Genomic DNA, 26,109 nt, shown 5'->3' with positions numbered 1-26,109 from the left:
TTGTTCCTAGGCATTTGCCTTGATTTCTATTATTTCCTGTGGCGGGATCTGCTTCCAAAAGATCAAGTCCGCGTCCGTGGTTCGGGCGCTTGCCCGCATCAATATTTTTGTTTTCGTCCCACGCCGCACCCCTGCAGGCGCTGGTAGCGTTTATACATACCGCAACCGACAGCCACGGGAGGCCTATTCTATGGACGGCGATGTTACTGTGCTGCTTGTATGCGCCGGGTTAGTGCTTGTCATGGTGCTCTACTGGACCTACTACATTAGGTGCGTGCGGAGGCAACCCAGATCGGAAAAGTGGTACGACGATGTCGACTTTGTAGGCGCAGAAAGTGATGGGGTCCTTTTCATTTATCCTTACTGCTCGCTCATTATGGGCGCTGGCGGCGCCATGGGGTTGGTCGCAAGTGCCAACCCTCCCGAGTTTGTCTACACGGTGCTGAAGGTTCCGCTCGTGGCAGCTTTCGTTGTCGGAGTCATTGGATTTACGGGCGCGGTCGGGGTTCCGCTTCCGTGGCCTTTTGTTCCTCGTTGGATCGTAGACATCCGCAAAGCAAAGCGTGCCCGAAGGCGTGAGCGCAGACAAGCCAGAAAAAGAGAAAAGGAAGAATAGCTACTGCAGGAAGAGGCCATTTTGTCCAGCGTTCGCGGGGGTGGCAGCGTCACGCTGCTGCGAGCGTTGCATGAATCACCGCATTCACATGAGCAAATGGAATCCGCTCCTGCTCAATGCGCAGCCGGCCCGCAGTGAAGAGAAGGCGGTAGGCGCGCTGCTCTTCGGTGGTGAGGTGGGTAAGGGTGGCGGAGCCGTCGCCGGGGTCGGGGACGGCCAGGTGCTGGAATTCGGTGACGGTGGCTGTGTCCATGAGCAGTGACGTCGTGTGGGGGAAATGGGCGCGCACGGCGTTGAGGATGGCAAAGCCGGCGGCGTCGAGGTCGCCCCAGTAGGTGATGTGTCGTTCCGTCGGGGTACAACTCACGGCCGATAAAGCTCACGTGCCGGAGGGTATCTAGCACCACGTTGCGCCAGCGGAGATCCTCTGGCTGGCTCGAGCCCAAACGGCTCAAGATCTTGTCCAACGCGTGGTAGCGCGCAAGGGCAGTCTCTGTATCATCGGAGCCGAATTCGCCCAAGCTGTGGGAGGTGGCGGCATCAAGATCCCGCTGGAAATCCTGGACCACCTGGCCGCGAGCATCCTTGACGTCGATGCGCACGGTGCGCTCACCGTTGAAGGGAGAGCGCTCCAGGGACTTGTTGATGAATTCCATGCGCCTCTCAATATCACTGCGAGCACGGCGCAGGTCAGTGGTGAGGTGGGAGAGGTTTCGCACGGTGGAGCCGTTGAGAAGCTCGAGGAAGCGGGCGCGGAAATCCGCCAGGCGGTCGGCGCGGTGACCGCGTGCGGCGTTATCGGCTCGATGTTGAGCAAGCCGGATAGCCGCCACTACTGCAGCCTCAAACTCCCGAACTGGCAGCCACCGGCTATCGCGTTCCCAATTGTCTGGACTGCACTTTATGCTGACATCGCGGTCATCAACTCGATCGTTCTTGCCGACCACATCGAAGAAGACACCGCCAAATCCAAAGCCGCAGCACGCAAGCATGCCGCGGTTCTCGGTGCGAACCTCGCATGGAATGCCGGCTGGAGCGGCGTCTTCTTCCGCTCGAAGCGTAAGAGGCTGGCCGCCGTTTGGGCCGGCGTCCTGGCCGCAAGCTCCGGGGACCTCGTGCGCCGCGCCTGGAAGTTCGCACCCGAGCGCGGTGCGTTGCTCGCACCCTATGCGGCATGGACGGGCTTTGCCACCGTGCTCAGTGCGGAGATTGTGCGGCTTAATCGGAAGCGCTAGGGATTCGCTAAAATTTCTAACGTGGCAGATTTTCAATTTCACCAGCAAATCGCAGTATTTGGTCAAGCCGGAAGCGGAAAGACCGTTCTACTTTCGTCTCTCTACGGACACCTGAATGAGCAAAGTGTTGTGGACTCGAACGGCTACCGCTTCTTGGCGCAAGAATCGACCGATGGAAATCGTCTCCTTCAGCGCTACTACGGCATGAAGGAGAAGAATGTAGCTCCTGCAGCCGATAAATTTGTGTCTTCGAAGTACGACTTCAAGTTGATGCCGATTTCGGAACCGTTGGGTGAGCGAAGCAAACGCCCACGCATCCACATCACTTGGCGTGACTACCCAGGTGAGTGGTTTGAATCGAAGCCCTCGAGCGAAATGGAAAAGGAAGATAGGTCAGCAACTTTCCGTGAGCTCGTCAAATCTGATGTGGCTTTGGTCCTAGTTGATGGCCAAAAGCTTGTGGACTATGAAGGCGATGAAGCTCGCTACCTGAAGTCGCTATTCACCACTTTGCGCAATATGCTGCTTACGGTTCGTGAAGAGATTCTCGATGGTCACGAGCAGCTTGAGCAATTCCCTCGCATTTGGGTTATTGCGCTGTCGAAGGCTGACTTGCTCCCTGAGATGACAGCGCATGATCTCCAAAAAATGATCATTTTGCATGCAGCAGATGAGCTGAACGGGTTGCGCCAGGTCCTCGCTGACTTGGTAGAGGGCGATAAGGCTCTTTCTGTTGGTGAGGACTACGCAGTACTTTCTTCTGCGGAGTTCGCCCACGGCGAAATCGACGTCGAGCAGCAAAAGGGCTTGGAGGCAATCCTCCCGCTGGCCACCATCTTTCCGATTGAGCGCTACCAACGTTGGGCAAAACTACGAATCCTTCCAGCCGCTCTCTTGGATGAAAAGTTGGCTAAGGCAGGCATTAGCCTCATTATGACTCTTGCCTCCGGCTTTAACGCACAGAGCTTCGCTCCGAACCTCCTTAAAAAGTTGCCTAGAAGGTTGGCAGGTAAGTGGGGCAAGGTTCAGTTGATTGAGCGAATTATCCAAGAGCTTGATAGTCTAGCTGTGCCAATGCTTGAAGAAAAACGCCAAAAGGCACTGGAGAATCACAACTTCTACGAGATGCTTCTATCCGATTTCGTTCTAAAGATTCGGCAGTCCATTGAAGACGGTTTCCTTAAGAGGTCGCCTCAATGGGGATAATTTGGGCGACTAGGGGAAAGAACTGGGGAAACTGCTTTCTCATGGATGGCGGTTTCCAGGACCCATTGCCGGAGTATCTTTCGGCTTTTTCTGGGCTGGAAAACTCTCGCGAGGTGTTCCAGAAGATGGGAGACCGCGTCATTATGAGGTTCGAAGACCCGGAAGGCCGACGCGATTGTTCCGGCCGCCCAATCGAGCATGATTTCGTCATTGATGGCCCAGAGCTGGAAGCGAAGTCTACGTTGGAAGAAGCACGCGACTTCGTTTGGCCGTTGGTAGCTGGCCAGTATGAAAAATGCTGGGCGGCGGACTCCGTCTAGCTAAGGCGCTGGGCGATACGCACTCTGCTGGCGAACCTACAAAACAAAGTGCGGCCCCTAACTGCGGCAAAGTGAACCGCATTGTGGATGAATTTGAAACCACCCCGCGGCGGCAGTGATTTACTGCGCCGCGGGGTGGCTATCTGAAGAAGAGGAAGTACTTTCGTACTTTGCCTGACTTTCTGCCGCTTTAGCGGTCGGCGGTCAGGGTGATGCCGTTGGTCTCGGCGGTCTGCTGCAGTGCAGCGAGAGCCTTGGCGTCCTTTTGCAGGTCGTAGGTTTCAGCGAAGCCGACATGGACATGAGTGGAATCGATGACGTTCAGCTCGAACAGCTTGTGGCCGGCTTCTTGCTCCAGCTGTGCAGCCTCGTGCTTCAAGGCGTTGATGCCGGTTGGCAGGTTCTCCTTGTTGGAGTCGGTGTTGCCGCCGAGGAGATCGGAGAAGTCCGGGCGGTTGCCGCCGAGCAGGGAGCTGCCGAGCTGCAGGAGGGCAGCAGGGTCGGCAGAGGACAGCTGGTTCAGCGGGGTGTCCGCGGTGATACCGGAGTCGGTTTCGCCGTTGGTGGTAGCACCGGTGTTGGTGGTTGCGGCGCCGTCGGCAGCCGGGGCGGTTGCGGCGGTGTCGGTGGTGGTGGCGTCAGCAGCCGGGGTTCCGGCTGTGGTCTCAGCGGCGGTGGCGTTGGCGGCACCGGCGATTACAACTGCGGGAAGTGCGGCGGCAATGGTTGCGCGGCGCAGGGCGTTCATGGAACGCATAGGATAAATCCTTTCTATCGTTGCGGTCTTTCGGACCACGGGTGATGTTAGGAAGCGTTTCTGTGGCGAAGCTGGCTTCTAGCTGTCGGCTTATTGCAAAGCAGACTCGATTGCTTTCAGGGATTCCTTGATGTGCGGGATGGTGCCTGCCACATGCGAGCCGGCATCGTTCGGGATGAAGGTGACGTTGCCGCCGCGCTCAGACCACTCCTTGGCCAGCTGCTCAGCAGTGGAGAAAGGAATCACATCGTCGCCGCGGCCGTGGGTGATGACCACCGGGATGGATGGGGCGTCGTAGCCAATGTGCTGGTCGGCCAGGATCTTGTCGTAAGGTGCCTCAGCGATGAACTCGTCGACGTTCTTGCCGTCGATGCTGACGTCTTCAATCTTCTTGCCCGCGAAGCTGGTCAGACCCAAGGTGCAGGAGTTGGTGGCGTTCTGCAGGACGGTCTTGCCCTCCTCATTGAGGTGGGAGTACAGGTCCACGTCGTAGGAGTTGCTCAGCCCCAGTAGAGCGAAGGACTCGAAGAGGAAGTAAAGCGTGCCGTCGAGAGCCGGCGGCAGCAAGGTCAGATCCGCAGGAGCGGCGCCGACGGTGGCGAGCTTGACGTTGAGCTCCGGGGCGTAGTCGTTGTAAAGCTCAGCGGCAGCAGCGGCGGCGCCACCACCCTGCGAGTAACCGTTGATGATGACCGGGTTATCGGCGTTGATATCCCAGCCTTCTAGCTGGCGGGCAGCGCGGGCGCTATCGAGCACGGCGTGTGCCTGCGAGACACGGTCCATGTAGGTATGCATGCCCGGGGTGCCCAGACCCTCGTAATCGGTGACCACGACTGCGTAGCCCTTCTTCAGGTACTGCTCAAAGAAGAACTGCTCGTAGTCACCCACGCCGTCGGCAATCTTGCGCGAAGGTGCGCAGCGGTCGGCCACACCCTGGGTGCCCGGTGCGAAGGCGATGAGCGGGCGCGGACCGTTGCCGGTCCACTCCGCCTTCGGCTCAATCACGATGCCGCTGACCGGAATCTTCTCACCCTTGCGGTTGGTGGAGGAGTATAGGATGCGCTGTGCCTTGTACGGGCCCACGTTGGTAATGCCCAGCGTGTTGGCGGGATTGCGCACGGCATCGGAGCGGAAGAGCTGGCCTGGCTCAGAGCCTTCGAGCTCGACTGGGTCGTGGTAGAAGGCCTTGTACTCGTCGCCGACCTTGTTATCGGAGGGGGCTGCGGCGTCGGTGCTTGGCGCGGCGTCGTCAAGCTCCTTGGCGTCGGTTGCGATGTCGGAGGCCTCAGCCGGGCTCTCGTCAGCGACTGGATCTTCGAGGGCCTTTTCAATGAGGGCGCTTTCAGGCAGCTCGGTGTTCGGAGCATCGGCAGCGACGGCGGCGGGGCAGATGCTGAAGGTCAGGCAAGCAGAAGCAAGCAGTGGCAGGTAGGTGCGCAGTGATTTTTGCACGGCAACGTCCTTTCTAGAGATCGGAGGAGTCTTAGTGTTTGTCTGGCTACGCCGTTAGGGGGCGGGGAGAGCGCTGCGCGGTGGAGCTGACACCGATTATTATCGGTTTAATTTTGCTAACTAACAATGGGGAAATGAATTTAATCCGTTTGTACAGGCCCGTATAGGGGTGTACACCGTTAGCATTACGTTTCCGGGCGGGCGTGCTTGAATGGAATCATGATTGATGCGCGCGATAGTCAGGCCCTCGATGTGGCCAAGCTGTACTACAACTCGCACCTATCCCAAGCGGAGGTAGCGCAGTGTCTGGGTATTTCGCGCCCTACCGTCTCCAAGCTTTTGCAGCATGCGCACGACCAGGGCTTCGTGGTCATCAGCATCAACGATCCTCGCGAACGCTCCGATGAGCTGGTGCGTGAGCTAAAGGAGCACTTCGCGCTTGCCGACGCCCGCGTGGTCACCACCCCACGCGGCGGCAACCTCATGCAGGACCTAGGCGCAGCTGGCGCCGCGCTGCTCGAAGAGCTCGTCCACGACGGCTCCAGCGTCGGCGTGTCCTGGGGCCAGACCATGTCCGCCGTGGCAGAGCACCTGCGCCAGCTGCCGCTCGAGGGGGTAAAGGTGGTGCAGCTCAAGGGCGGGCACTCGCACACGCAGCGCTCCACCAAGGACTTCGCCACCCTCCAGGGCTTTGCGCGCGCCTTCAATGCGGAGACCTTTATGCTGCCGCTGCCTGTCATTTTCGATTCGGCCGAGGCGAAGCAATGGGTGGAAAAGGATCGCCATATTGCCCACATCGTGGAGATGGGCTCCCAGGTCGACGTCGCGGTGTTCACGGTGGGCGCGGCCGCGCGCGAGTCTTTGGCGCTGAACCTGGGCTATCTCAGTGGGGAGGAAACGCAGCTCATCTTGGAGCGCGCGGTAGGCGATGTCTGCTCCCGCTTCTTTGACGCTGAAGGCCGCGTCGCTGTGCCCGAGGTGGACGCGCGAACGGTGAGCATTACTTTCGACGCCCTGGCGGCGCGGCCGGCACGCGTCCTCGTTGCCGGAGGGGCGGAAAAGGCCGACGCCATCCGGGTGGTACTCGAGCAAGGATTGGCCACGCATTTGGTCATCGATCACAACACGGCGCAGCGCGTTCTAGCAGGGGAGTGAGCCGTATCATAAAGGTGAACAAATGTAAATAGCATCATTGACATTTGTGCTGGCTGGGGTAGGGTAATGCCTGAAAGTCATTGTCCTTCCGATAGGAGTTCACCGTGTCTGAAGCCGCACACGCAAACGAATTTTCCACCGAAATCGCCACCCCGCACATCAACCCCAAGGGCGCGGAAATCGCAGAGACCATCTTGCTGCCAGGTGACCCACTGCGTGCAAAGTTCATCGCCGATACCTTCTTGGAAGACGTCGTCCAGTTCAACGAGGTCCGCAACATTCTCGGATTCACTGGCACCTACCAGGGCCACCGCGTCTCCGTCATGGGCACCGGCATGGGCATGCCTTCCATCGGCATCTACTCCTGGGAGCTAATCCACAACTACGGCGTGAAGAACCTGATCCGCGTCGGCTCCATCGGCGCACTGCAGGAGGACATCGACCTGCACGATGTCATCGTCGCCTCCGCCGCTTCCACCGACTCCAACTTCCTGAGCCAGTACAACCTGCCGGGCCAGTACTCTCCGACGGCTTCGTGGAAGCTGCTCAAGGGCCTTGTCGATGAGGCAGAAAAGCAGGATGCCCACATCCACGTCGGCAATGTCTTGAGCTCCGATGTCTTCTACAACTTCGACCAGACCGTCAATGACCGCTGGGCACACATGGGCGTACTTGGCGTCGAGATGGAATCCGCTGCGCTTTATGCCACCGCTGCCGAGGCAGGCGTGAACGCCCTCGGTCTGTTCACCGTCTCTGACAACATCGCTGCCGATACCCACCTTTCGGCTGAGGAACGCCAGACCGCATTCCACACCATGATGAAGCTCGCACTGCCACTGGCAGGCCTGGACTAGGAAGGATGGCTTAAAAAGCCATGTCAAAAGCTACAAACGCTAAGCCATCGGGCGTCGTAAAGCGCGGCGTCGATGCAGCCCTCAACCCCAAGGCAGCCGTACCGGTGCTGCTATTCTGCTTCGTCTTCTCCCTCGTGGTGGATAATGGTTTCAAGACCATGACCATGCCGATTGCGCAAGGCTTGGGCATTGATGACAACACTGCCTCGCTGCAGGCATCCCTTGCTGGCGTCATCATCGGCATCGGCGCCGTGGTCTACGCGGCGCTGGCGGACTCCGTGTCCATCCGCAAGCTCATGATCACCGGTGTGCTCCTCGTGGCTGTCGGCTCGGTTATTGGTTTCGTGGGCTCGGGCTCTTGGCCCATCGTGCTGGCCGCCCGCCTGATTCAGACCACCGGCCTAGCCGCCGCGGAAACCCTGTACGTCATCTACGTGACCAAGCACCTATCTGAAGCAGACCAAAAGACCTACCTCGGCTTTTCCACCGCCGCCTTCCAAGCCGGCCTGCTGATTGGCGCGCTGACCTCCGGCTTTATCTCCACCTACATCTCGTGGACCGCGATGTTCCTCGTGCCGCTCATCCTGGTGCTGTGCATTCCTGCCATCCACAAGATGGTGCCCGAGGACGAAGCAGTGGAGTCAAGCCTGGACGTGCTCGGCCTTATCCTGGTTGGCTTCTTTGCCACCGCGCTGACCATGTTCATGCAGGCGTTCGACTGGAAGTGGCTCATCCTGGCCGTCGTGGCAGTGATTGGATTTACGCTGCACATCCGATCCGCTAAGGCGCCCGTGGTGCGCCCGGAATTCTTCACCAACGGCCGCTACGTGTGGGCAATCACCCTGGTGTTCTTCATCTACTCCACGCAGCTGGGCTACATCTTCCTGTTGCCATTTGCGGCCAACGAGCTGCACGGCATGAGCATTGACCGCGCCAGCCTACTGATGATTCCGGGCTACATCTGCGCCATCTTGGTCGGTGTCTTCTCCGGCAAGATCGGCAAAGTCCTGAACTCCCGCCAGACCATCTACACCGCACTGGTCATGATCGTCGGCTCCCTGGCCGTAGCCGCTCTCTTCGTACAGGAGCACGTCGCCGTGCTGGCCGTGACCATCGTGACCTTCGCATCTGGCTTCGCGCTGATGTATGCACCGCTGGTCAACACTGCGCTGCAAAACATCCCGGCCGCGAAGTCCGGCATTGCCATCGGCTTCTACAACCTGACCATCAACATCGCCATCCCGCTCGGCATCGCGTACACCGCAAAACTCATTGACGTAAGCGATGGCTTCAACCTTGCCCTCGGCGTGCTGACCGCCGTTGGCGCATGTGGCGCCGTCCTCTACGTCGTGGCCGACCGCATCATGGCGCGCAAAGAAGCGCGCGAGGCGCGATCGGCGTCTCGCGCGGATTCCGTCGACGCTTCCGAAACACTCGCTTAAAGGAGAAGAAATGTCATCCAACGTCGCATCCATGATCGACCACACCCTGCTCAAGCCGGAAGCCACCGCGCAGGACGTCGCCGCACTCATCGAGGAAGCCCAGCGCCTGGGCACCTACTCGGTGTGCATTTCCCCGTCCCAGCTGCCGGTCGAGGTTCCCGAGGGCCTACAGGTGGCAACCGTCGTGGGCTTTCCCTCCGGCGCCGTCAAGCCGGAGATCAAGGCCGCCGAGGCAGGCCTTGCCGTGGACAACGGCGCCGAAGAAATCGACATGGTCATCAACATCGCGCTGGCCATTGAGGGCCGCTTCGACGCAGTTGAGGAAGAGATCCGCACCGTGCGCAGCGCCTGCCAGGGCAAGGTCCTGAAGGTCATCATCGAGTCCGCCGCGCTTTCCGACGACGCGATTGTTGCCGCCTGCCGCGCCGCCGAGGCTGCCGGTGCTGACTTCGTCAAGACCTCCACCGGCTTCCACCCAGCCGGCGGCGCCAGCGTGCATGCGGTAAAGCTCATGGCAGATACCGTGGGTGGCCGCCTCGGCGTGAAGGCCTCCGGCGGCATCCGTACTGGCGCGGACGCGCAGGCGATGATCGACGCCGGCGCCACCCGCCTCGGCCTGTCTTCCTCCGCTGCGGTGCTGGCGGACCTAGAAAACTAGTGGCTTAGAAGCTGAATCGAGGAAACAATGTCACTTGTTGAATACGCTCGCACCTGGGCCGAACACGACCCAGACCCGTTAACCCGTGACGAGGTCTTGGACTGGATTGAGGCTGGTGACGAAGCTGCTTTGTCCGCCGGCTTCGCTGGCCCGTTGGCCTTCGGCACCGCTGGCCTGCGCGCCGCCGTTGGGGCAGGCGAGTCCCGCATGAACCGTGCCGTGGTCATCCGCACCACCTATGGCTTGGTTTCGTGGCTAAAGCAGCAGGTGGAAAACCCAGTCGTGGTCATCGGCTGCGATGCCCGCTACGGCTCGGCCGATTTCTACCAGGATGCTGCGGAGGTCATCTCCGCTGCCGGCGGCCGTGCCCTGGTGCTGCCCAAGCAGAACCCCACGCCGCTGACCGCTTATAGCGTGCGCGAGCTCGGCGCCGACGCCGGCATCATGGTCACCGCCTCCCACAACCCGCCAGCCGATAATGGCTACAAGGTTTACCTGGGCGGCCGTGTGGCCACCGGCGATGCCAACGGCGTGCAGCTGGTCTCCCCGGCGGATGCAGAGATCTCAGCGGCTATTGCTGCGGCGCCGCCTGCCGACGAAGTGCCGCGTTCCGCCGACAACATCGAGGAAGTCGATACCCGCGCGCAGTACCTCGAGCGCGCCGCCAAGCTGGTAGGGCAGTCCACCAGCGCCAAGATTGCGCTGACTGCCATGCACGGCGTGGGCGCAAAGCTGGGCACCGCGCTGCTCGAGAAGGTCGGCTTCGAGGTTTCCCTCGTGTCGGAACAGGCCGAGCCGGACCCGGATTTCCCAACCGTTTCCTTTCCCAACCCGGAAGAGCCCGGCGCTCTGGACCTGGGCAAGGCGCACGCGGAAAAGATCGGCGCGGACATCCTTATTGCATACGACCCGGATGCTGACCGTTGCGCGGCCGCTATCCCGACGCACGGTGCGCAAGGCGGCGTCGTCTGGCGTCAGCTCACCGGCGACGAGACCGGCGCCTTGCTGGGTGACTACCTGGCGCGCAGGGGAGTGGGTGGAACGTTTGCTAACTCGCTGGTTTCCTCGCGTCTGCTGGGCCGCATTGCCGCGCACTACGGCCTGCCGCATGAGGAAACACTCACCGGTTTCAAGTGGATTGCCCGCACCCATGACTTGAGCTTTGGTTACGAGGAAGCCATCGGCTTTTGCCCCGACCCGCAGGCCGTGCGCGACAAAGACGGCGTTGCCACCTCGGTGGTTCTGGCCAGCCTGGCCTCGGAGTGCAAGGATGCAGGCATCACCCTGCAGGATCGCCTCGCAGAGATTTACTCCACCGTGGGCCGCCTGGCCACCGCTCCGCTGACCTTCCGTGTGGAAGACCTTTCGCTGATTACCCGCGGCATGGAAAAGATCACCTCGACCCCACCGACTCAACTGGCGGGCTCGGAGATTGCAAAGGCAGAGAAGTTTGCCCAAGGCATGAAGCTCTACACCGTGGACGATGACCGCGTCATCGTGCGCCCGTCCGGCACCGAGCCGAAGCTCAAGTGCTACTTGGAGTCCCCGGATCCGGCCCGCCTGGATGCCATTGCAGAGGATCTGCGGGTCTTTTTCGACATGTAGCTGCAAGTTCTTTGCCCTAGGCCGTGATGCCTGGAAGGAGATGGGGCGTAACGCGCTAAGCGTTACGCCCCCTTTTCGCGTCTGGTGCCATTAATTTTGGAAATTTCTGGGTTGTGACCTAACCGTTATCTAACCCTATAAGCTGGCTTTTAACGCTTGAATGAAGACATTCCACAGGTTTATGGCAGGCGATGTCCATACATTGCGGTGGCGGAATCTCGCGACTTCCGTACTGTGGGTTTCAGCGCCGCGATGGGAGCTAGCGCAAACGCTTAGATTTTCCAAACGGCCTGATAGTTACCTGTTTTTTAAAGAAAGAGGAGATCATGACTAACCAGAATGCACGCGATATCAAGGACCTGTTCAACAAGACCGCATACGACGTAAACGGCGACAAGCTGGGCTCCGTCAAGGAAGTATTCGTTGATGACAACTCCGGTCAGCCAACCTTCGTTGAGGTTAGCCACGGTCTGTTCGGCATGAGCGAGTCCATCGTTCCGATGCGCGGCCACAAGTTCGCTGGCGAAGATGACCTCATCCTCGCATTCGACAAGGAGCGCATCAAGGACGCTCCAAGCGTTGACACCGACAAGGCTCTTAGCGCAAACGACCAGAACGAAATCTTCCGCCACTACGGCGTTGACACCATGAAGGACGAGCAGGCCTACACCGGTGGCCGCCACGACGTTTCCGATAAGAACAAGGCTGGTCTGGCTGCTGGCGCTGGTGCAGGTGCAGGCGTTGGCGCTGCTGCTGGTGCAGAGCACGCTACTGGTGCAGAGCACAAGGAGCACGCTCACGAGGACCACGTTGCTGGCACCGAGACCGCAGACCACACCAAGAACGCTGGCCACACCCACGCTGACGTTGATGGCCGCGATTCCCTGGTTCGTTCCGAGGAGCAGATGGATGTTAACAAGGAGCGCGTCGAGACCGGTGAGGTTCGCCTGCGCAAGTATGTCGTAACCGAGACCGAGAACGTTGAGGTTCCGGTTACCCGCGAAGAGGTTCGCGTCGAGCGCACCCCAATCTCCGAGGAAGAGGCTGCTTCCCTGCGCGGCAAGAATGACCTGACCGATGACGAAGCATCCGTCACCCTCCACGAGGAGCGCGTCCGCGTTGAGAAGGACACCGTTCCGGTTGAGAAGGTTGAGCTGAACAAGAAGGAAGTTACCGACACCGAGCGCGTCTCCGAGGATCTGCGCAAGGAGCGCATCGAGACCGAGGGCGTAGACGGCAAGACCATCAAGTAAAAACTTGGATAGCACTAGGTAGCTAGTACCTAGTACAGACACCTCCTAAATAGGCCGCTGGCAGTATTGCCGGCGGCCTATTTGTCTTTTTGGCGTTGCTCGGCGGGCCCACCGTCGTCGGCGGCGGCATCATCGCCGACGTGATGAGCGGGTGGAAAAAGACTAAGAACTTCCCCGCCGTAGGGCGCCTCTGCCCATAGACTGGAATCATGAATGTTGAGGTGGATCCGCTGATTGAGGCGCTGTACTACTGGTCCGACGTCAGCGGCGTGTTATTGATGGGGATCATCGGTGGCACGCTTGCGCGCCAGCGCGGCTATGACATTGTGGGCTTTTTCTTTATCGCGATGTTCTCGGCCTTGGGCGGCGGCATGATCCGTGACGTCCTCATCAACCGCGGCACTGTCGCTGCTATGTCGCAGCCGGAATACCTCTATCTTGCTTTCGCCGGAGCGCTGATTGCACGATTCTTCTACTTCAAAGGCAGAACCTGGGACTATATCCAATCTCACGGGGATGCCATAGTCTCCGCGCTGTGGGCGGCCACCGGTACCGTGAAGGCGCTGACCTATGGCCTGCCGCTTATCCCGTGCGTGATGATGGGCGTGTTTACCGCAACGGGCGGTTCCATGATCCGTGACATCAGTATGGGCCGCGAGCCAGCCGTCTTTGGCGATAATCAGCCCACGGTGATCCCCGCGGTGGCCTGTGCCGCAGTGGTGCTCGTGGCCGATTCCTTCGACCACCTGGCCACTGGCATGCTGGTGGGCCCGGTCGTTTCCTTCATCCTGACCTTGTTCGGCATCTGGGCCGGCTGGCGCATTCCTGCCCGCCAGGAATGGGCGCCGCTGAACGATACTGCGGCGCAGGTCATGCTGCTCGCGCGCAAGGCCGAGAGCAAAGGCCGGGCAGTGGGGCGTCGCCTAGAGCCCTCCAAGGTGCGCAGCTGGCGGCACCAGCAGATGGAAAAGGCCCTGCAGCGCCGCATCGAAAAGCAAGTGGAAAATGGTCGCCTCCGTGCGGCCGCCACCAGCGATGCCACCGAGCTTCTTGAGTCCTTCACCGACACCATGGAGCAGCTCCACGGTGAGGCCATCCCAGCCACCAACTCCGATTCTGCCGCGAAGAATAAGGAAGCTCTAAGCCAAGAATCCAAGGGCATCCTGCAGGAAATCGGCGTGGACTTAAGCGGCGATTCCTATGAGGACTATGACGAGGATGCACCGCTGCTTGATCCAGAAATGCTCAAGGAGCAGCGTGAGAACCTAGACATCGTGCTCTCGGATGAAAAGCTGACCGATGAGTTGGTGGAGCACTTAGTCCAGCGCCATAAGAAGCAGAATTAAAAAGTGGGTAATTAAGTGTAAAAACTCACCTTTTCTTCTGCTTTAGCTGGGCACTCATATAAGCTTATGCGGTGGAATCTTTCAGGATTTTCCGAGGCGATTCCTTATATAAGTGGAAAGGGGGAAACGTCATGTTAAAGCGCGTATTTAGCGTTAGCGCAGCCGCCACCCTGGTATTGGCATTATCGGCGTGTGTTCCCCCGGACCAAACCCCGGATATCTCGGGCGTTGACTTCATCACCACTGACGGCGCTGAGCCGCAGAACCCGCTGTTGCCAGCGGATATCAACGATGTGCCGGGCGCGACCATCGTTAATCTCATCTACTCCGGCTTGGTTTACCTCAACGAGGAAGGCGAGGCGGAATACGACGTCGCGCAGAAGATTACCCAGACCTCGCCTACTGAATACGACGTCGTCTTGCGTGAGGATGCGAAGTTCTCCGACGGCTCTTCAGTTCGTGCGCGTGACTTCGTGGATTCCTGGAACGCAGCTGTTCAAAACAACATGCTTTCCTCCTACTTTTTCAAGCCGATTCTGGGATTTGGGGAGGGCGAGCCCACCATGCGTGGTCTTAAGGTAACAGGCGATAGAACCTTCCACATTGAGCTGGCCGAGCCTACCGCGGACTTCGTGAAACGTCTAGGCCATTCGGTCTTTTTCCCCATGCATCCTTCAGCCAAGAAGGGCTATGACGCATATGGCATGAACCCCATCGGCAACGGTCCGTACCGCCTAGCGCGCTGGGATAAGGATGAAAAGATCAACCTCATCCCAAACGCGGAATACGCCGGCCCGCGAAAGTCCCGTAACGAGGGGCTGGAGTTTCGCTTTTATGAGACCGAGGAGGAATCCTATGCTGCCCTGCGGCGCGGCGAGCTGGACTTGGTCACGGATGTGCCGATCACGCATATCCACCGCTTTGAGGAGGAACTGGACGGGCGAAGCTTCAACGAGACTTCCGCCATGTTCAGCTTCATCACCATCCCGGCCAATGACCCGATGTTCCGCGGAGAGGCCGGCGCTTTGCGACGCCGCGCCATCTCCATGTCCTTCGATCGCACCCGCATCGCGCACGAAGTCTTGGACGATACCGTCACTCCGGTTACATGTTTTGCCACCCAAAAATATTGCCCTGAGATGGGGATGATTCCGGGTCAGGAAGTACTGGTTTATAACCCAGAAAAGGCACGCGAACTGTGGGCAAAGGCTGACGCCATCTCGCCGTGGACGGGGCCATTCCTTCTGGGATATAACGCGGATGGCGGGCATGCGGAATGGGTCGATGCGGTAACTGAACAGGTTTCAGAGACACTTGGTATCGAGGCTTATGGCCGTGCTTTTACGACCTTTAAGAAGTACCGGCAAGCCGTAACGGACCGTCAGATGCGCGGTTCCTTCCGTTCCAGCTGGCAGGCCGCGTACCCCTCGGAGGTCAACTTCCTGGAGCCGGTCTTTGCATCTAACTCGTTGCTCAACGAGTCCGGCTTTAATAACCCGGAATTCGACAGGCTGTTCAAGGAAGCCAATTCCGAACTCGATAAAAAGGTCCAAGACCAAAAACTGGTGGAAGCACAGTCCATCCTTTTGCATGACCTGCCGGCGCTGCCGCTGTGGGAATCCAACGTGGTTGGCGGCTATGACACCGATATCGCGCGTCCACATTTCAGCTGGAAGGGAAAGCCGTTTTACTTTGAGCTGACTCGCGACAAAGGCTAACAGCGCATTTTTAGCTTTTAGCCGGTTGTCGTTGCGGAATCCTGGCTAATCTAAAAATATGAACCTCGTTGGCTACTTCTTTTATCGGATGTGGCAGGTCGGAATCGACCATGTCCTGCCGCTCGTCGCGTTGTTGCTGCTGGGCATGTTGGTGCCGCGGCTGGGTCGGCTGGCCATCCGCGTCCTGGAATCGCGGCTCGATGAAGGCGAAGAGTCCACGAAGGCGCGCCTGGCCTTGGGCGGCGCTTTGGTCTACGTATTGCAGGCGGTGGCTTATTTCCTGCTCGTGCTGGCCGCACTCTCGAACGTGGGCGTGCCGGCGCTGGGCGCGGCAATCCCGGCGACTGTGGTTTCTGCCGCCCTTGGTTTTGGCGCGCAGAAGATAATCGGGGACTTCCTCGCGGGCTTTTTCATCCTTTCGGAAAAGCAATTCGGCGTCGGTGACTACGTGAGCTTTGAGGGGACAACGGGCGTGGAGGGAACCGTGGTGGCGCTGACCTTGCGCACCACGAAGGTACGCACGCCCACGGGCGAGGTGGTCATGGTGCCCAATGGCTCGGCGGGCGTTATCACCAACTTCTCGCAGGATTGGTCCCGCGCTGTAGTGGACCTTTCGGTGCCGCTTCACGAGGGCGAGACCCTTGAGGAAATCACTTCTCAGGTGCGCACGATCTCCCAGCAGGCCATCAAGGATCCGGCCATTGCTGGCGACGTCGCCGGCGAGCTCGAGATCCTTTCTGCCACCGGCATCGTGGAGCCAACCGTGGCGGGCCAGCCTTGGCAGGTTAAATACCGCGTGCTCGTGCAGGTCAACCCTTCGCGGCAGTGGGCGGTTGAGCGCGCAATCCGCTCCGCGCTGCTCTCGGCGTTTTGGGATCACTACAACCTTCCCGGCAACGCGGCCGGCGTATTTCCTGCAGGCCTTTCCAGCTCCGCGGAAAAGCCCGGTATCGAGCGCAGCCCTGAAACCGCGGCGGAAAAGGGGCTGGGCGCGGCAGTGGCAGCGTCGGCAAGCGCAGATGGCGCCGCAGCGCGCGCTAGCGCCCACAACGCAGACAATGACGACACCTCCCTGGAGGAAGTTGCCAAAGCCAAGGACCATGGCCCCGGCAAGCCCGCGAGTGCGGATGCGGAAGAGAAGGAAAAGTCGGCCACCGGCATCTGGCGTACGGATACCCCAAGCAGCAAGTTCCAGTACGTGTGGACTGCCGGTGGGCGCGTGCGTTCTTCTACCACCACGCTGCTGGCGGCACTTGCGATTACCGGACTGCTCATCTTTGCCTCCTGGAATCCGGAGGACGCCGGCACCGGTTGGCTAAACCCTGCCTACTGGTCACAGCGCGACGCAGCAACCTCGGAAGCGCCCGCCCCAGTCGCGCCGGGGGAGGAGGCCGCCTCCTCGGCGGAGACCCCGCCTGCCGCGGGGACCACCACCCCGACCGAGGCCGCGGAGCCAACCACAAGCGCGGAAAGCTCTGCCGATTACGGCTCCAGTGAGGACGGCTCCAGTGAGGAAGGCTCTCGGGCGGACTCGCACTCGGGCTCCTCGGGCGCTGACTCCGACGCCGCCACCACCGCACCTGCTGAAACAGCAACGCAGAGCGCGGTGCCTAGCGCGGAGCCCACTGCGGCAGAAGAAAGCGCCGCCGCTGGGGGAAGCGACGGCGCTTGAGAGATAGGGAGGATAGGGCAATAAGTGAAGGGGAATAGGGCGAGATTCCCAACGGCGCCCGCGCGCCGCGTAATGGATATCGAAACGCGCGGGGAAACGTTAACAAGCAACCAGATTGGGGGTAATCGGGGGTAAATTCCTTATTTAAAGCCCTTATTTGAAGCCCTGCCCCTTGCGCCACGTCATCGTGAGGCTATCGCGAACTGGCGAGCCGGGAGTCAAGATGTCATCTACGCGCAGCCAATGCATCTCCGCTTCCTCGCGGCGCACGGTGACGAAAGAATAACCGTGGTTATCCAAGTCCACGTGTTTGCAGTGCGGGTTGGCGCTGCGCAGGATGTGCTCGGCGGCGTCGGAAAGCGCGTTATTTTGCGGAAGCTTCAACTGCTCGTTGATATTCGGTGCCGTAACTGAAGCGCACACCAGCTCCGCGCCGATGATGTTGCCTTGGTGGGTGATGTTGTGTGCCCACTCGGTGTGGATATCGCCGGTGACGAAGAGCGCCTGGGAGCCCTTGGCGGCCAGTGCCTCGATGACGCGGCGCCGCTCAGCGCTGTAGCCATCCCACTGATCACCGTTGACGGGGATGCCCGTGATATTGGAAGAAAGCGCCGAAGATACCTTTTCGGTCTGCGGATCCTGCTGCAGCGTAATCAGGTTAAGCGGGGAAAACATCACAGAATTGCCCAGCATATTCCACGCGGTCTGCGAGGTTTCCAGCTTGCCGAGCAGCCATTCATATTGCTCGGAGCCCAGCATTGTGCGGTCCTCCTTCGCAAAGCCCGCCGGGTCCCAGGAAAGCTCCTTGTCGCGGTAGGTACGCAGATCCATCATGGTCAGCTCCACCAAATCACCGAAGGTTAGTGAACGGTAGATGTGGCCATCTTGCGAAGGATTCGTCATGCGTACCGGCATCCATTCGAAGTAGGCCTGCATCGCGCCGGCGCGCCGGGAATTCCAGTCGCCCTCGGTTGCCGGATCGTGGTTCTCGGCGCCGCCGGCCCAGGAGTTATTGGCTGTTTCGTGGTCATCCCACACCACAATCCAAGGCAGTGCGCCGTGGGCTGCCTGCAACTCTGGGTCTGTGCGGTAGCGGCCGAAGCGCACGCGGTAATCCTGCAGCGAAACAATCTCGTGCGCCGGGTGATGGTGGCGCACCGGCCCAAAGCCCGAGTACTTGCCGACGCCGTATTCATAGATGTAATCGCCCAAGAAAATCATGTAATCCAGCTGGCCGGCGCGCGCCCGCTTGGCGATGTCCGTATAAGCACTGAAAAAGCCCGACTCCCAGTTAGCGCAGGAGCCCACACCAAAGGTCAGCTGCTCCGGGGAAGCGTTCGCCGCTGGGGCAGTCTTCGTGCGTCCGACCGGGCTTGCCTTGCCCGCGTGCTCGCCGTCGGTGACGCGAAAGCGGAAGAAGTACGTGGTCTCGGGGTTAAGCCCGTGCGGGTCCACGTTGACGGTATGGTCGCGCTCGGCTGTGGCTACCACGCTGCCACGCTGGACGACGTCGCGCATCTCCTCATCCGTCGCCACCTCCCACTCGAGCGTGACGTCGGGGCCCACGCCGGAGCCCGGCATTGCCTCAGGGGAGGCGGTAACACGGGTCCACAGGATGACGGAATCCGGAATCGGATCGCCGGAGGCCACGCCGTGCAGGAACGGTAGCTCGCCCTTTGGCGGCTCGATGAGCTGGCGTTTGTTGCCGGGAAGTGAGCTCTGCGCGATGGCCGGGCTAAGCCCGCCCGCGGTCAGCGCTGCGGCGGAGGCGACGCTGCTGGTTTGGAGGAAGCGGCGGCGGTTAAAACCGCGGCGGGCAGGCGCATCATTCTGAGAGTTGTTTCGCGGAAAAATATTCATGTTCCCCAAATATTCTCCGGTTTGAAACGCTCGCAACTCGGGGAGAAAGATTTATTTTTGCCTTTACTTGCGGTTTACGTAGCGTTTTTCTGGCCTTTCAGAAGGGTGGGGCTGGGTACGCTGGAATGCATGAGTGAGTTCTCCAAAATTTCCGAATGGCCGGCTGACAATATCGCTGGGGCACTGCTGCATCGCGGCGAAATCGTTGAGTCGGTGGGCGCGCTGGACAGGGCCTTCTCCGTCGCATCGGTGACCAAACCGGTGGTGGCCTATGGCGTTGCCATGGCCGTGGAGGAAGGCGCGGTGGACCTCGATATGCCCGCCGGACCGGAAGGCTCGACTTTGCGGCACCTGCTGGCGCATGCTTCGGGCGTGAAGTTTGATTCCCGCGAGCAGCAAAAGCCGGTGGGCGAGCGGCGCATCTACTCCTCAGCCGGCTACGAGTGGGTGGCAGAGGTGGTGGAAAAGGCCACGGAAATGCCTTTTCCGGAGTATCTGCGCGAGGGTGTGTTTGCTCCGCTGGGGATGGGCTCGACGCGCCTTGAGGGCTCTGCCGGCCACGGTTTGGTGACCACGGTCAGTGACCTTGCGGCCTTTACCGCCGAAGTCGATTCGCCGCAGCTGTTGCACCCAGGCACTGTGGCCGAGATGCGCCGCGTGCAATTTCCTGGCCTGCGTGGAATTGTGCCGGGCTATGGAAGCTTCAAGGATTGCACCTGGGGCTTGGGCTTTGAGATCCACGGCGAGAAACAGCAGTGGATGGGCGCGCTGCCTTCCAGCGCTGTAGGCCACTTCGGTATGTCCGGAACCTATCTGTGGCTGGCGGGGGATTGGGCCATGGTGGCTCTGACGGATCGCGATTTTGGCGACTGGGCCAAGCCTTTGTGGGCGGAGGCGAACACAGCGATTTGGAAGGAGTGTCAGGCGCGATAGGCATTACTAGTGGGGTTTCTGAAAACTCTTGTTAACTGCTGTTTCTGGTATGAATTTTCAACCTTTGGTTGAGGTTTATTAAACGGGGGTTGAAGTGGTTGTTTAGGGTTGATGGGACTCATGTGACGCGGGAGAATCGGCCCCAACGCGCAGACAGTTCGTTGGGGAAGACGAAGCTCGTCTGGCAGCACTTGGAGGCCGCCCCCTTTTTCGGGAGGTCTGCGAAGCGCTGCTTTAAACATGTCGAAGGAGAATCGGCGTGAATACTCGCGTTCACGAAGCCGTCGCCACTGCAACGGCACCCAGCGCCTGGCCGCACCGCAATGCCGGTCAGGTGCACACCGCCGTGCTCACCATTGCGGGGATGCCCCGCAAACTGCGCCCGGCAGTAGAGCGTGCCATGGCACGCTGCATTACCACTGAGTCAGAGTTCATCGTCCCCGGCGACGACCCACTCACCGCCCAGTGGTGCACACGGTGGTACCGGGACATGCCCGGTGACGCCGAACTTGTGCGCGCCGTCGTACCGGCACGCGTGGGTATCGGCTGCCGCCAAGTCATCACCGGCACGCAAAAAGAGCTCGCCGCCCTCGAAAGGGAAGTCGAGCTCTTATCAACCGAGCACGCATTCAGCGCGCGCGTTGACGTTACAATCTAGCCCTAGCTCCGAAGAACTAGTCCTCGGGGAAGGGGCTAGTGACGCGATCAGCCAAATCTGCCACCGAATCCAGCACCTGGTTCGGGCGGAATGGATAGCGCTGGATTTCGCGATCGTCGCTAATGCCAGTGCGCACCAAGATGGTCCGCAGGCCGGCCTCCAAGCCGGACTTCACATCGGTGTCCATGCGGTCACCAATCATGACCGTGTTCTCGGAATGCGCGCCGATGTTATTGAGCGCCGAGCGCATCATGACCGGGTTTGGTTTGCCCACGTAATAAGGCTCGCGGTTGGTTGCCGCGGTAATCAGTGCCGCGACCGCACCCGTTGCCGGCAACACGCCCTGCGGCGCCGGGCCCGTGACATCAGGGTTGGTGGCAATAAAGCGCGCGCCGCTGCGGATGAGATTAATGGCGGTGGTAATAGCCTCGAAGGAGTAGGTGCGCGTTTCGCCCAAGACCACGAAGTCTGGGTCGTTGTCGGTGAGTACCCAACCTGCTTCATGGAGGGCCGTCGTCAAGCCGGATTCGCCCACCACATAAGCCTTGCCCTCGCCCGTCTGGGTGGTCAAAAATGCTGCGGTGGCGGTGGCGGAAGTCCAGATGCGCTCGGCCGGAATCTTCAAGCCCGTGTTGTGCAGGCGCGCGGACAAATCGCGCGGGGTGGACATCGAGTTATTCGTCAGCACCATGAACTCGATGTCATTGTCATAGAGCGCCTGGATGAACTTATCGGCACCGGGCACCATCTCGCCCTCTTTGATGAGGACGCCGTCCATATCGGATAGGTAAGAAATCAAAGCTAAACCTCCATATGCTTATCTAGGTATTCGGTCAGTTGGCCGACGGTGTGGATGTCTTTCATTGCGGCCTCGTCAAAGCGCACCTTGAAGCGTTCCTCGGCGCGCACAGCCAGCTCGATGCGCTCGAGCGAATCCACGCCCAAGTCCTCGAGGGCGGCCTCACGCTCTACGTCCTCCGCGCTGCCAGTGACTTTCTTGATGAGCTCAGCCACCGCGCCGAAAGTGTCTTGGCGCTTATCCTCCTTTTCAGGGGCTTGGTTGAAGCGAGCTTGCAATTGGGCGGAAAGGTCGTTTGCCATGCGTCCTAGTCTAGTATTCTTCCGCGAATGGGTGACCGAGTAGTATTGGTGGAATCATGGTTCATAGGGCTCGAGCAAAGACGATTGCGCGCAGTTGGGCGCGCCGTTTGCGGCCGACGCGTCGCAACGAACAGCACCTCATGTACGAGTCCCTGCACAATCACACGGACGAGCCTGGGCTGACTGGAATCGATTCCTTGGGCACCGTGCGCAACGATGGCCTGGACATCGCGTGGTACGAGGTCGGCCCGCAGGACTCGGACATCACTGTGGTGTTTATCCACGGCTACTGCCTGTCCGCGGAGGCCTACTACAGTCAGGTGGACTACATGCGCCGGCATTTCCCGGAGATACGCTGCCTGCTTGTCGACATCCGCGGCCACGGCCTTTCCACCGAAGTCACCCCCGCGCAGTGCACGGTGGACGCCGCGGCTGACGACGTCCTCGCTGTCCTTTCCAAGCGCGCCTCCCGCGGCAAGCTCGTGGTCGTGGGGCACTCTTTGGGCGGAATGGTGGCGCTCAATGTGATTCGCCGCGCGCCGGACGAGGTGTACCAGCGCGTTGACTCGGCGCTGTTGATCGCGACGTCGATGCGCCGCTTTGCGGCGAAGGGTGTGGCGCAGATTCTCGAGTCGAAGGCGCTGGGCAGTTTGTATAACGCGTGCATGCGGCTGCCGGGGCGGATGGACCGCATCCGCTTTGAGGTCGCGCAGTGGGTCGCGCCGCTGTTTGCTGCTTTGCTGGCGGGTTTTCCGCAGATGGAGAAGCTGCAGTTCCATGTAGCCATGCTGATGGATACGCCGCTGTCCAGTTACACGGGCTTCTTTGACGACCTTCTCGACCACTCCGAGTATGCTGCCGCCGACCGACTGGCCCGCCTGCGCGGTGAGGTTATTGTGGGTTCAGCCGACATCGTGACCCCGCGCAGCCAGTCGGACGTCATCTTGGATCACTGGCCGGCCGCCCGGCTGACTGAGGTGGACGGCGCAGGCCACATGGTCATCCTCGAGGAGCCCGAGGCCATCTCGGAGGCGCTTGGCCGACTCTTGGTTCCGTTGGCGGACTAGCGTTGCCGCGGCCGCCGGCCCTTTGCCGGCCCTCTACCGACCACCGCGCGCCTCCGCTTGTTTCTCAGAGCCCCCGCTGGTTTGGTCCCATTCGTTTGGTCCCTTTGCGGGGTAAAGGGACCACCAGCGGCTTCTGACCGGAACCGGTTACTCGTAAAACTACCCTTAGTAGGGGACCCAACTAATGGGACCAGTTGGCCGGTCGGCCAGCGAGCTCGTTGTACGACAAGCCTGCGCCCTTCTGTGCCTTTCTGTGCCCCGGCCGCGCCGCAAAACGAGAAGACCGCCCCTCGGCGCCCAGCTAGGAGGGCAACCGAAGAGCGGCCTAAACCGTCCTAGAGCGAGTTCTTAGTCCTCGTCGCTGGAGGTGGACTCGGTGGCGGTCGGGTCATCGAGCTTCAGCTTCTTCGCTGCTTCCTCGACGACGGAACGCTCCACCTTGCCCTCGCGTGCCAGGCCCTCGAGGACTGCCACGACGATGGACTCAGCATCGATGTTGAAGAAGCGGCGAGCGCCCTCGCGGGTGTCGGAGAAGCCGAAGCCGTCTGCGCCCAGAGCGATGTAGGTGCCCGGAACGTAAGGGCGAATCTGCTCCTGCAGGTCGGTGGTGAAGTCGGAAACACCAACGAACGGACCATCGAAGCCCTTGAGCTGCTTGGTAGCAAACGCCTCGGTCGGCTCGACGCCCTTCTGCAGCGCCTCCTTGTTGCGGCGCGCGCCGTCGCGAGCCAGCTCAACCCAGGAGGTGACAGAGAACAGAGATGCCTTGACGTCGTAGTCCTTAGCCAGGATGTCCTGCGCACGCAGTGCCTCGTGCACGCCCACACCGGAAGCCAGGATGTTGGCCGGGATGGAGCCGGACTCAGCGGTGTTGTAGTGGTAGATGCCCTTGTGCAGGCCCTCGACGTCGAGGTTCTCCGGCTCAGCTGGCTGGGAGACCGGCTCGTTGTACACGGTCAGGTAGTACATGACTGCCTCGGAGTCCTCGCCGTACATGCGGTTGATGCCGCGGTGGATCAGGTGAGCCACCTCGTAGCCGAATGCTGGGTCGTAGGAAATAACAGCCGGGTTGGTGGAAGCCAGAACCGGGGAGTGACCATCCATGTGCTGCAGACCCTCACCGGTCAGGGTGGTGCGGCCTGCGGTAGCGCCGATGATGAAGCCGCGGCCTAGCTGGTCGCCGGCTGCCCAGAAAGAGTCGCCGGTGCGCTGGAAACCGAACATCGAGTAGAAGATGTACAGCGGGATCATAGCCTCACCATGGGTGGCGTACGAGGTTGCAGCCGCGGTGAAGGACGCAGTAGCGCCTGCCTCGGAAATGCCCTCGTGCATGATCTGGCCGTCGGTAGCCTCGCGGTAGGAGAGCATGAGCTCGTTGTCCACTGGCACGTAGTTCTGGCCGCGTGGATTCCAGATCTTCATGGTTGGGAACCAGGAGTCCATACCGAAGGTACGAGCCTCGTCCGGGATGATCGGAACGATGCGCTTGCCCAGCTCCTTATCACGCATGAGCTCCTTGAAGGTACGCACAAGCGCCATAGTGGTGGCAACGTTCTGCTTGCCCGAGCCCTTACGCACGGAGCGCAGCTTCTCGATGCCCGGAGTGACCAGCGGGGTGAACTTGTCACGGCGCTCCGGCAGGAAGCCGCCGAGTTCTTTACGACGCTCCAGCATGTACTTGATTTCCGGTGCGTCCTCGCCTGGGTGGTAGTACGGCGGTGCGTAAGGATCCTGCTCGAGAACTTCGTCGGAGATCGGGATTTCCTGCTTGTCGCGGAAGAGCTTCAGATCCTCCAGAGTCAGCTTCTTCATCTGGTGGGTTGCGTTGCGGCCCTCGAAGTTGTGGCCCAGGCCGTAGCCCTTGATGGTGTGAGCCAGGATGACGGTCGGCTTGCCAGTGCCCTTGTTGGACAGTGCCTTCGCGTAAGCAGCGTAGATCTTGCGGTAGTCGTGGCCACCGCGGCGCAGTGCCCAGACCTCGTCATCGGAAAGATCCTCAACCAGCTTGAGGGTGCGCTCGTCGCGGCCGAAGAAGTGCTCGCGGACATACGCGCCGTCGTTTGCCTTGAAGGTCTGGTAGTCACCATCCGAGGTGGTGTTCATGATGTTGACCAAGGCGCCTTCTTTATCGGCGTCGAGAAGCTTGTCCCAACCGCGGCCCCAGATGACCTTGATGACGTTCCAGCCAGCGCCGCGGAAGAAGGACTCCAGCTCCTGGATGATCTGGGTGTTGCCGCGGACCGGGCCGTCGAGACGCTGCAGGTTGCAGTTGATAACGAAGGTGAGGTTATCGAGCTCATAGAGCGCGGCGGTCTGCAGGAGGCCGCGGGACTCTGGCTCGTCCATCTCGCCGTCACCCAGGAAGGCCCAGACGTGCTGATCGGAGGTGTCCTTGATGCCGCGGGTCTCCAGGTACTTGTTAAAGCGTGCCTGGTAGATAGCGTTCATCGGGCCGATACCCATGGAAACGGTTGGGAACTCCCAGAAATCAGGCATCAGGCGTGGGTGCGGGTAGGAAGGCAGGCCCTTGCCTTCGCCGCGGGAAACTTCCTGGCGGAATCCGTCGAGGTCTTCTTCGCTGAGGCGGCCTTCCATGAACGCGCGGGCGTACATGCCCGGGGAAGCGTGACCCTGGAAGAAGATCTGGTCACCGCCGGAAGGATCGTCCTTGCCCTTGAAGAAGTGGTTCAGGCCGACCTCGTAAAGCGGGGCAGCGCCCGCGTAGGTGGAAATGTGGCCGCCGACGCCGATGCCTGGGCGCTGCGCGCGGTGCACCATGATGGCTGCGTTCCAACGGATCCAGCGGCGGTAGCGCTTCTCCAGCTCTTCGTCACCTGGGAACTCCGGCTCCATGTTGGTCGGGATGGTGTTGACGAAGTCAGTGGAGGTCAGGGCAGGCATCGGAACGCGCTTGGCGGTCGCACGCTCGAGCAGGCGGAGCATGAGGAAGCGGGCGCGTTCTGGATCGGCGTGATCCAGCAGGCCGTCGAGGGATTCCATCCACTCGCGGGTTTCCTCGGGATCGCTGTCGTGCAGGTAAGAAGCAACTCCGTCGCGGACGATCGGGAAGTTGGACTCATCCTTTACGGCGTCCTGGTCGGCCATTTAAACCTCCTAGATTGGTTTTACACAGTTTGCATCCCAGGATACGCGCACCCTGATCATCTGTGTGTGTGAAGGGGGTCAATTGCCGTACGCGGC

At 60.3% G+C, this 26,109-nt stretch carries 23 protein-coding genes; 16 read left to right on the top strand and 7 right to left on the bottom strand.

Features of this window, described 5'->3' with window-relative positions:
* Window positions 1-19 precede the first annotated feature (19 nt).
* Entirely contained in the window at window positions 20-616 is a 597-nt protein-coding gene (locus tag HMPREF2692_RS07170) for a hypothetical protein (protein WP_246823435.1), read from the top strand.
* Window positions 617-665: 49 nt separating this feature from the next.
* Here HMPREF2692_RS07170 and HMPREF2692_RS07165 read toward each other — a convergent pair whose 3' ends face one another.
* Complete coding sequence (locus HMPREF2692_RS07165) at window positions 666-983, bottom strand: Wadjet anti-phage system protein JetD domain-containing protein (protein ID WP_070733134.1); 318 nt, start codon at window positions 981-983, stop codon at window positions 666-668.
* A gap of 103 nt (window positions 984-1,086) precedes the next feature.
* Between HMPREF2692_RS07165 and HMPREF2692_RS13370 the strand changes: the two genes are divergently transcribed.
* The 3 genes from HMPREF2692_RS13370 to HMPREF2692_RS07150 are packed head-to-tail and all read left to right on the top strand — an operon-like array spanning window position 1,087 to window position 3,377.
* Window positions 1,087-1,851, top strand: a complete 765-nt coding sequence (locus HMPREF2692_RS13370) for a TspO/MBR family protein (protein WP_246815616.1) — start codon at window positions 1,087-1,089, stop codon at window positions 1,849-1,851.
* 21 nt (window positions 1,852-1,872) lie between these two features.
* A complete protein-coding gene (locus HMPREF2692_RS07155; RefSeq protein WP_070456109.1) occupies window positions 1,873-3,057 on the top strand; it encodes a TRAFAC clade GTPase domain-containing protein in 1,185 nt (394 codons plus the stop codon).
* A gap of 41 nt (window positions 3,058-3,098) precedes the next feature.
* Window positions 3,099-3,377 (top strand): hypothetical protein, encoded by a 279-nt coding sequence (locus HMPREF2692_RS07150; protein WP_235591067.1) that lies wholly within the window; start codon window positions 3,099-3,101, stop codon window positions 3,375-3,377.
* Window positions 3,378-3,567: 190 nt separating this feature from the next.
* Here HMPREF2692_RS07150 and HMPREF2692_RS07145 read toward each other — a convergent pair whose 3' ends face one another.
* Together HMPREF2692_RS07145 and HMPREF2692_RS07140 are read right to left on the bottom strand one after the other, a co-directional pair.
* Window positions 3,568-4,134, bottom strand: coding sequence for a hypothetical protein (locus HMPREF2692_RS07145; RefSeq protein WP_070823230.1), 567 nt, complete (start codon window positions 4,132-4,134; stop codon window positions 3,568-3,570).
* A gap of 90 nt (window positions 4,135-4,224) precedes the next feature.
* Entirely contained in the window at window positions 4,225-5,586 is a 1,362-nt protein-coding gene (locus HMPREF2692_RS07140; protein WP_070432656.1) for a lipase family protein, read from the bottom strand.
* Window positions 5,587-5,805: 219 nt separating this feature from the next.
* Here HMPREF2692_RS07140 and HMPREF2692_RS07135 point away from each other — a divergent pair, with 219 nt between their 5' ends.
* The 9 genes from HMPREF2692_RS07135 to HMPREF2692_RS07095 all read left to right on the top strand — a co-directional run bounded on the left by HMPREF2692_RS07135 (window position 5,806) and on the right by HMPREF2692_RS07095 (window position 17,289).
* A complete protein-coding gene (locus tag HMPREF2692_RS07135) occupies window positions 5,806-6,741 on the top strand; it encodes a sugar-binding transcriptional regulator (RefSeq protein ID WP_061923827.1) in 936 nt (311 codons plus the stop codon).
* A gap of 104 nt (window positions 6,742-6,845) precedes the next feature.
* On the top strand, window positions 6,846-7,595 hold the full coding sequence (deoD, locus tag HMPREF2692_RS07130; protein WP_062038070.1) for a purine-nucleoside phosphorylase: 750 nt from the start codon (window positions 6,846-6,848) through the stop codon (window positions 7,593-7,595).
* A 20-nt stretch (window positions 7,596-7,615) separates the two neighbouring features.
* Entirely contained in the window at window positions 7,616-9,037 is a 1,422-nt protein-coding gene (locus HMPREF2692_RS07125; protein ID WP_070733128.1) for an MFS transporter, read from the top strand.
* A 10-nt stretch (window positions 9,038-9,047) separates the two neighbouring features.
* Window positions 9,048-9,695, top strand: coding sequence for a deoxyribose-phosphate aldolase (gene deoC, locus HMPREF2692_RS07120; RefSeq protein WP_070823227.1), 648 nt, complete (start codon window positions 9,048-9,050; stop codon window positions 9,693-9,695).
* Window positions 9,696-9,722: 27 nt separating this feature from the next.
* Window positions 9,723-11,300 (top strand): phospho-sugar mutase, encoded by a 1,578-nt coding sequence (locus HMPREF2692_RS07115; RefSeq protein ID WP_070823224.1) that lies wholly within the window; start codon window positions 9,723-9,725, stop codon window positions 11,298-11,300.
* Between the two features lie 326 nt (window positions 11,301-11,626).
* Entirely contained in the window at window positions 11,627-12,553 is a 927-nt protein-coding gene (locus tag HMPREF2692_RS07110; RefSeq protein WP_070823221.1) for a PRC and DUF2382 domain-containing protein, read from the top strand.
* A gap of 209 nt (window positions 12,554-12,762) precedes the next feature.
* On the top strand, window positions 12,763-13,899 hold the full coding sequence (locus HMPREF2692_RS07105; protein WP_070823218.1) for a trimeric intracellular cation channel family protein: 1,137 nt from the start codon (window positions 12,763-12,765) through the stop codon (window positions 13,897-13,899).
* 131 nt (window positions 13,900-14,030) lie between these two features.
* Window positions 14,031-15,617 carry a peptide ABC transporter substrate-binding protein gene (locus HMPREF2692_RS07100; protein WP_070823215.1) on the top strand — a complete coding sequence of 529 codons (1,587 nt, stop codon included), beginning with the start codon at window positions 14,031-14,033 and terminating at the stop codon, window positions 15,615-15,617.
* A gap of 58 nt (window positions 15,618-15,675) precedes the next feature.
* Window positions 15,676-17,289 carry a mechanosensitive ion channel family protein gene (locus HMPREF2692_RS07095; protein WP_070823212.1) on the top strand — a complete coding sequence of 538 codons (1,614 nt, stop codon included), beginning with the start codon at window positions 15,676-15,678 and terminating at the stop codon, window positions 17,287-17,289.
* Between the two features lie 153 nt (window positions 17,290-17,442).
* On the opposite strand, the gene HMPREF2692_RS07090 is transcribed toward HMPREF2692_RS07095, so the two are convergent.
* Window positions 17,443-19,149, bottom strand: coding sequence for an alkaline phosphatase D family protein (locus tag HMPREF2692_RS07090; RefSeq protein ID WP_070823209.1), 1,707 nt, complete (start codon window positions 19,147-19,149; stop codon window positions 17,443-17,445).
* Window positions 19,150-19,278: 129 nt separating this feature from the next.
* On the opposite strand from HMPREF2692_RS07090, the gene HMPREF2692_RS07085 reads away from it, so the two are divergent.
* Window positions 19,279-20,082, top strand: a complete 804-nt coding sequence (locus HMPREF2692_RS07085; RefSeq protein WP_070823208.1) for a serine hydrolase domain-containing protein — start codon at window positions 19,279-19,281, stop codon at window positions 20,080-20,082.
* 259 nt (window positions 20,083-20,341) lie between these two features.
* A complete protein-coding gene (locus tag HMPREF2692_RS07080; RefSeq protein WP_070733112.1) occupies window positions 20,342-20,740 on the top strand; it encodes a hypothetical protein in 399 nt (132 codons plus the stop codon).
* Between the two features lie 16 nt (window positions 20,741-20,756).
* Here the strand turns inward: HMPREF2692_RS07080 and HMPREF2692_RS07075 are convergent, their stop codons facing one another.
* Together HMPREF2692_RS07075 and HMPREF2692_RS07070 are read right to left on the bottom strand one after the other, a co-directional pair.
* Window positions 20,757-21,539, bottom strand: a complete 783-nt coding sequence (locus HMPREF2692_RS07075; protein WP_061923793.1) for an HAD-IIA family hydrolase — start codon at window positions 21,537-21,539, stop codon at window positions 20,757-20,759.
* Between the two features lie 2 nt (window positions 21,540-21,541).
* The gene (locus tag HMPREF2692_RS07070) at window positions 21,542-21,841 is read right to left on the bottom strand and encodes an acyl carrier protein (protein WP_062043805.1); all 300 of its coding nucleotides are present in this window, start codon (window positions 21,839-21,841) and stop codon (window positions 21,542-21,544) included.
* 56 nt (window positions 21,842-21,897) lie between these two features.
* Here HMPREF2692_RS07070 and HMPREF2692_RS07065 point away from each other — a divergent pair, with 56 nt between their 5' ends.
* Window positions 21,898-22,908 (top strand): alpha/beta fold hydrolase, encoded by a 1,011-nt coding sequence (locus HMPREF2692_RS07065; RefSeq protein WP_070823205.1) that lies wholly within the window; start codon window positions 21,898-21,900, stop codon window positions 22,906-22,908.
* A gap of 348 nt (window positions 22,909-23,256) precedes the next feature.
* Here HMPREF2692_RS07065 and aceE read toward each other — a convergent pair whose 3' ends face one another.
* Window positions 23,257-26,013 carry a pyruvate dehydrogenase (acetyl-transferring), homodimeric type gene (aceE, locus tag HMPREF2692_RS07060; protein WP_070823202.1) on the bottom strand — a complete coding sequence of 919 codons (2,757 nt, stop codon included), beginning with the start codon at window positions 26,011-26,013 and terminating at the stop codon, window positions 23,257-23,259.
* Window positions 26,014-26,109: the final 96 nt, after the last annotated feature.

The organism is Corynebacterium sp. HMSC036D03 (assembly GCF_001836185.1).
GTDB classification, from domain to species: domain Bacteria; phylum Actinomycetota; class Actinomycetes; order Mycobacteriales; family Mycobacteriaceae; genus Corynebacterium; species Corynebacterium simulans.
This window is presented reverse-complemented; position numbering and strand designations above follow the sequence as displayed.

Bases quoted from the DNA above. Each gene is read 5' to 3' on its own strand.
- HMPREF2692_RS07065 (WP_070823205.1), top strand. From the start codon at position 21,898: ATGGTTCATAGGGCTCGAGCAAAGACGATTGCGCGCAGTTGGGCGCGC.
- HMPREF2692_RS07070 (WP_062043805.1), bottom strand. From the start codon at position 21,841: ATGGCAAACGACCTTTCCGCCCAATTGCAAGCTCGCTTCAACCAAGCC.
- HMPREF2692_RS07115 (WP_070823224.1), top strand. From the start codon at position 9,723: ATGTCACTTGTTGAATACGCTCGCACCTGGGCCGAACACGACCCAGAC.
- HMPREF2692_RS07150 (WP_235591067.1), top strand. From the start codon at position 3,099: ATGGATGGCGGTTTCCAGGACCCATTGCCGGAGTATCTTTCGGCTTTT.
- HMPREF2692_RS07135 (WP_061923827.1), top strand. From the start codon at position 5,806: ATGATTGATGCGCGCGATAGTCAGGCCCTCGATGTGGCCAAGCTGTAC.
- HMPREF2692_RS07085 (WP_070823208.1), top strand. From the start codon at position 19,279: ATGAGTGAGTTCTCCAAAATTTCCGAATGGCCGGCTGACAATATCGCT.
- HMPREF2692_RS07105 (WP_070823218.1), top strand. From the start codon at position 12,763: ATGAATGTTGAGGTGGATCCGCTGATTGAGGCGCTGTACTACTGGTCC.
- aceE (WP_070823202.1), bottom strand. From the start codon at position 26,013: ATGGCCGACCAGGACGCCGTAAAGGATGAGTCCAACTTCCCGATCGTC.
- HMPREF2692_RS07095 (WP_070823212.1), top strand. From the start codon at position 15,676: ATGAACCTCGTTGGCTACTTCTTTTATCGGATGTGGCAGGTCGGAATC.
- HMPREF2692_RS07090 (WP_070823209.1), bottom strand. From the start codon at position 19,149: ATGAATATTTTTCCGCGAAACAACTCTCAGAATGATGCGCCTGCCCGC.
- HMPREF2692_RS07110 (WP_070823221.1), top strand. From the start codon at position 11,627: ATGACTAACCAGAATGCACGCGATATCAAGGACCTGTTCAACAAGACC.
- HMPREF2692_RS07125 (WP_070733128.1), top strand. From the start codon at position 7,616: ATGTCAAAAGCTACAAACGCTAAGCCATCGGGCGTCGTAAAGCGCGGC.
- HMPREF2692_RS07145 (WP_070823230.1), bottom strand. From the start codon at position 4,134: ATGCGTTCCATGAACGCCCTGCGCCGCGCAACCATTGCCGCCGCACTT.
- HMPREF2692_RS07100 (WP_070823215.1), top strand. From the start codon at position 14,031: ATGTTAAAGCGCGTATTTAGCGTTAGCGCAGCCGCCACCCTGGTATTG.
- deoC (WP_070823227.1), top strand. From the start codon at position 9,048: ATGTCATCCAACGTCGCATCCATGATCGACCACACCCTGCTCAAGCCG.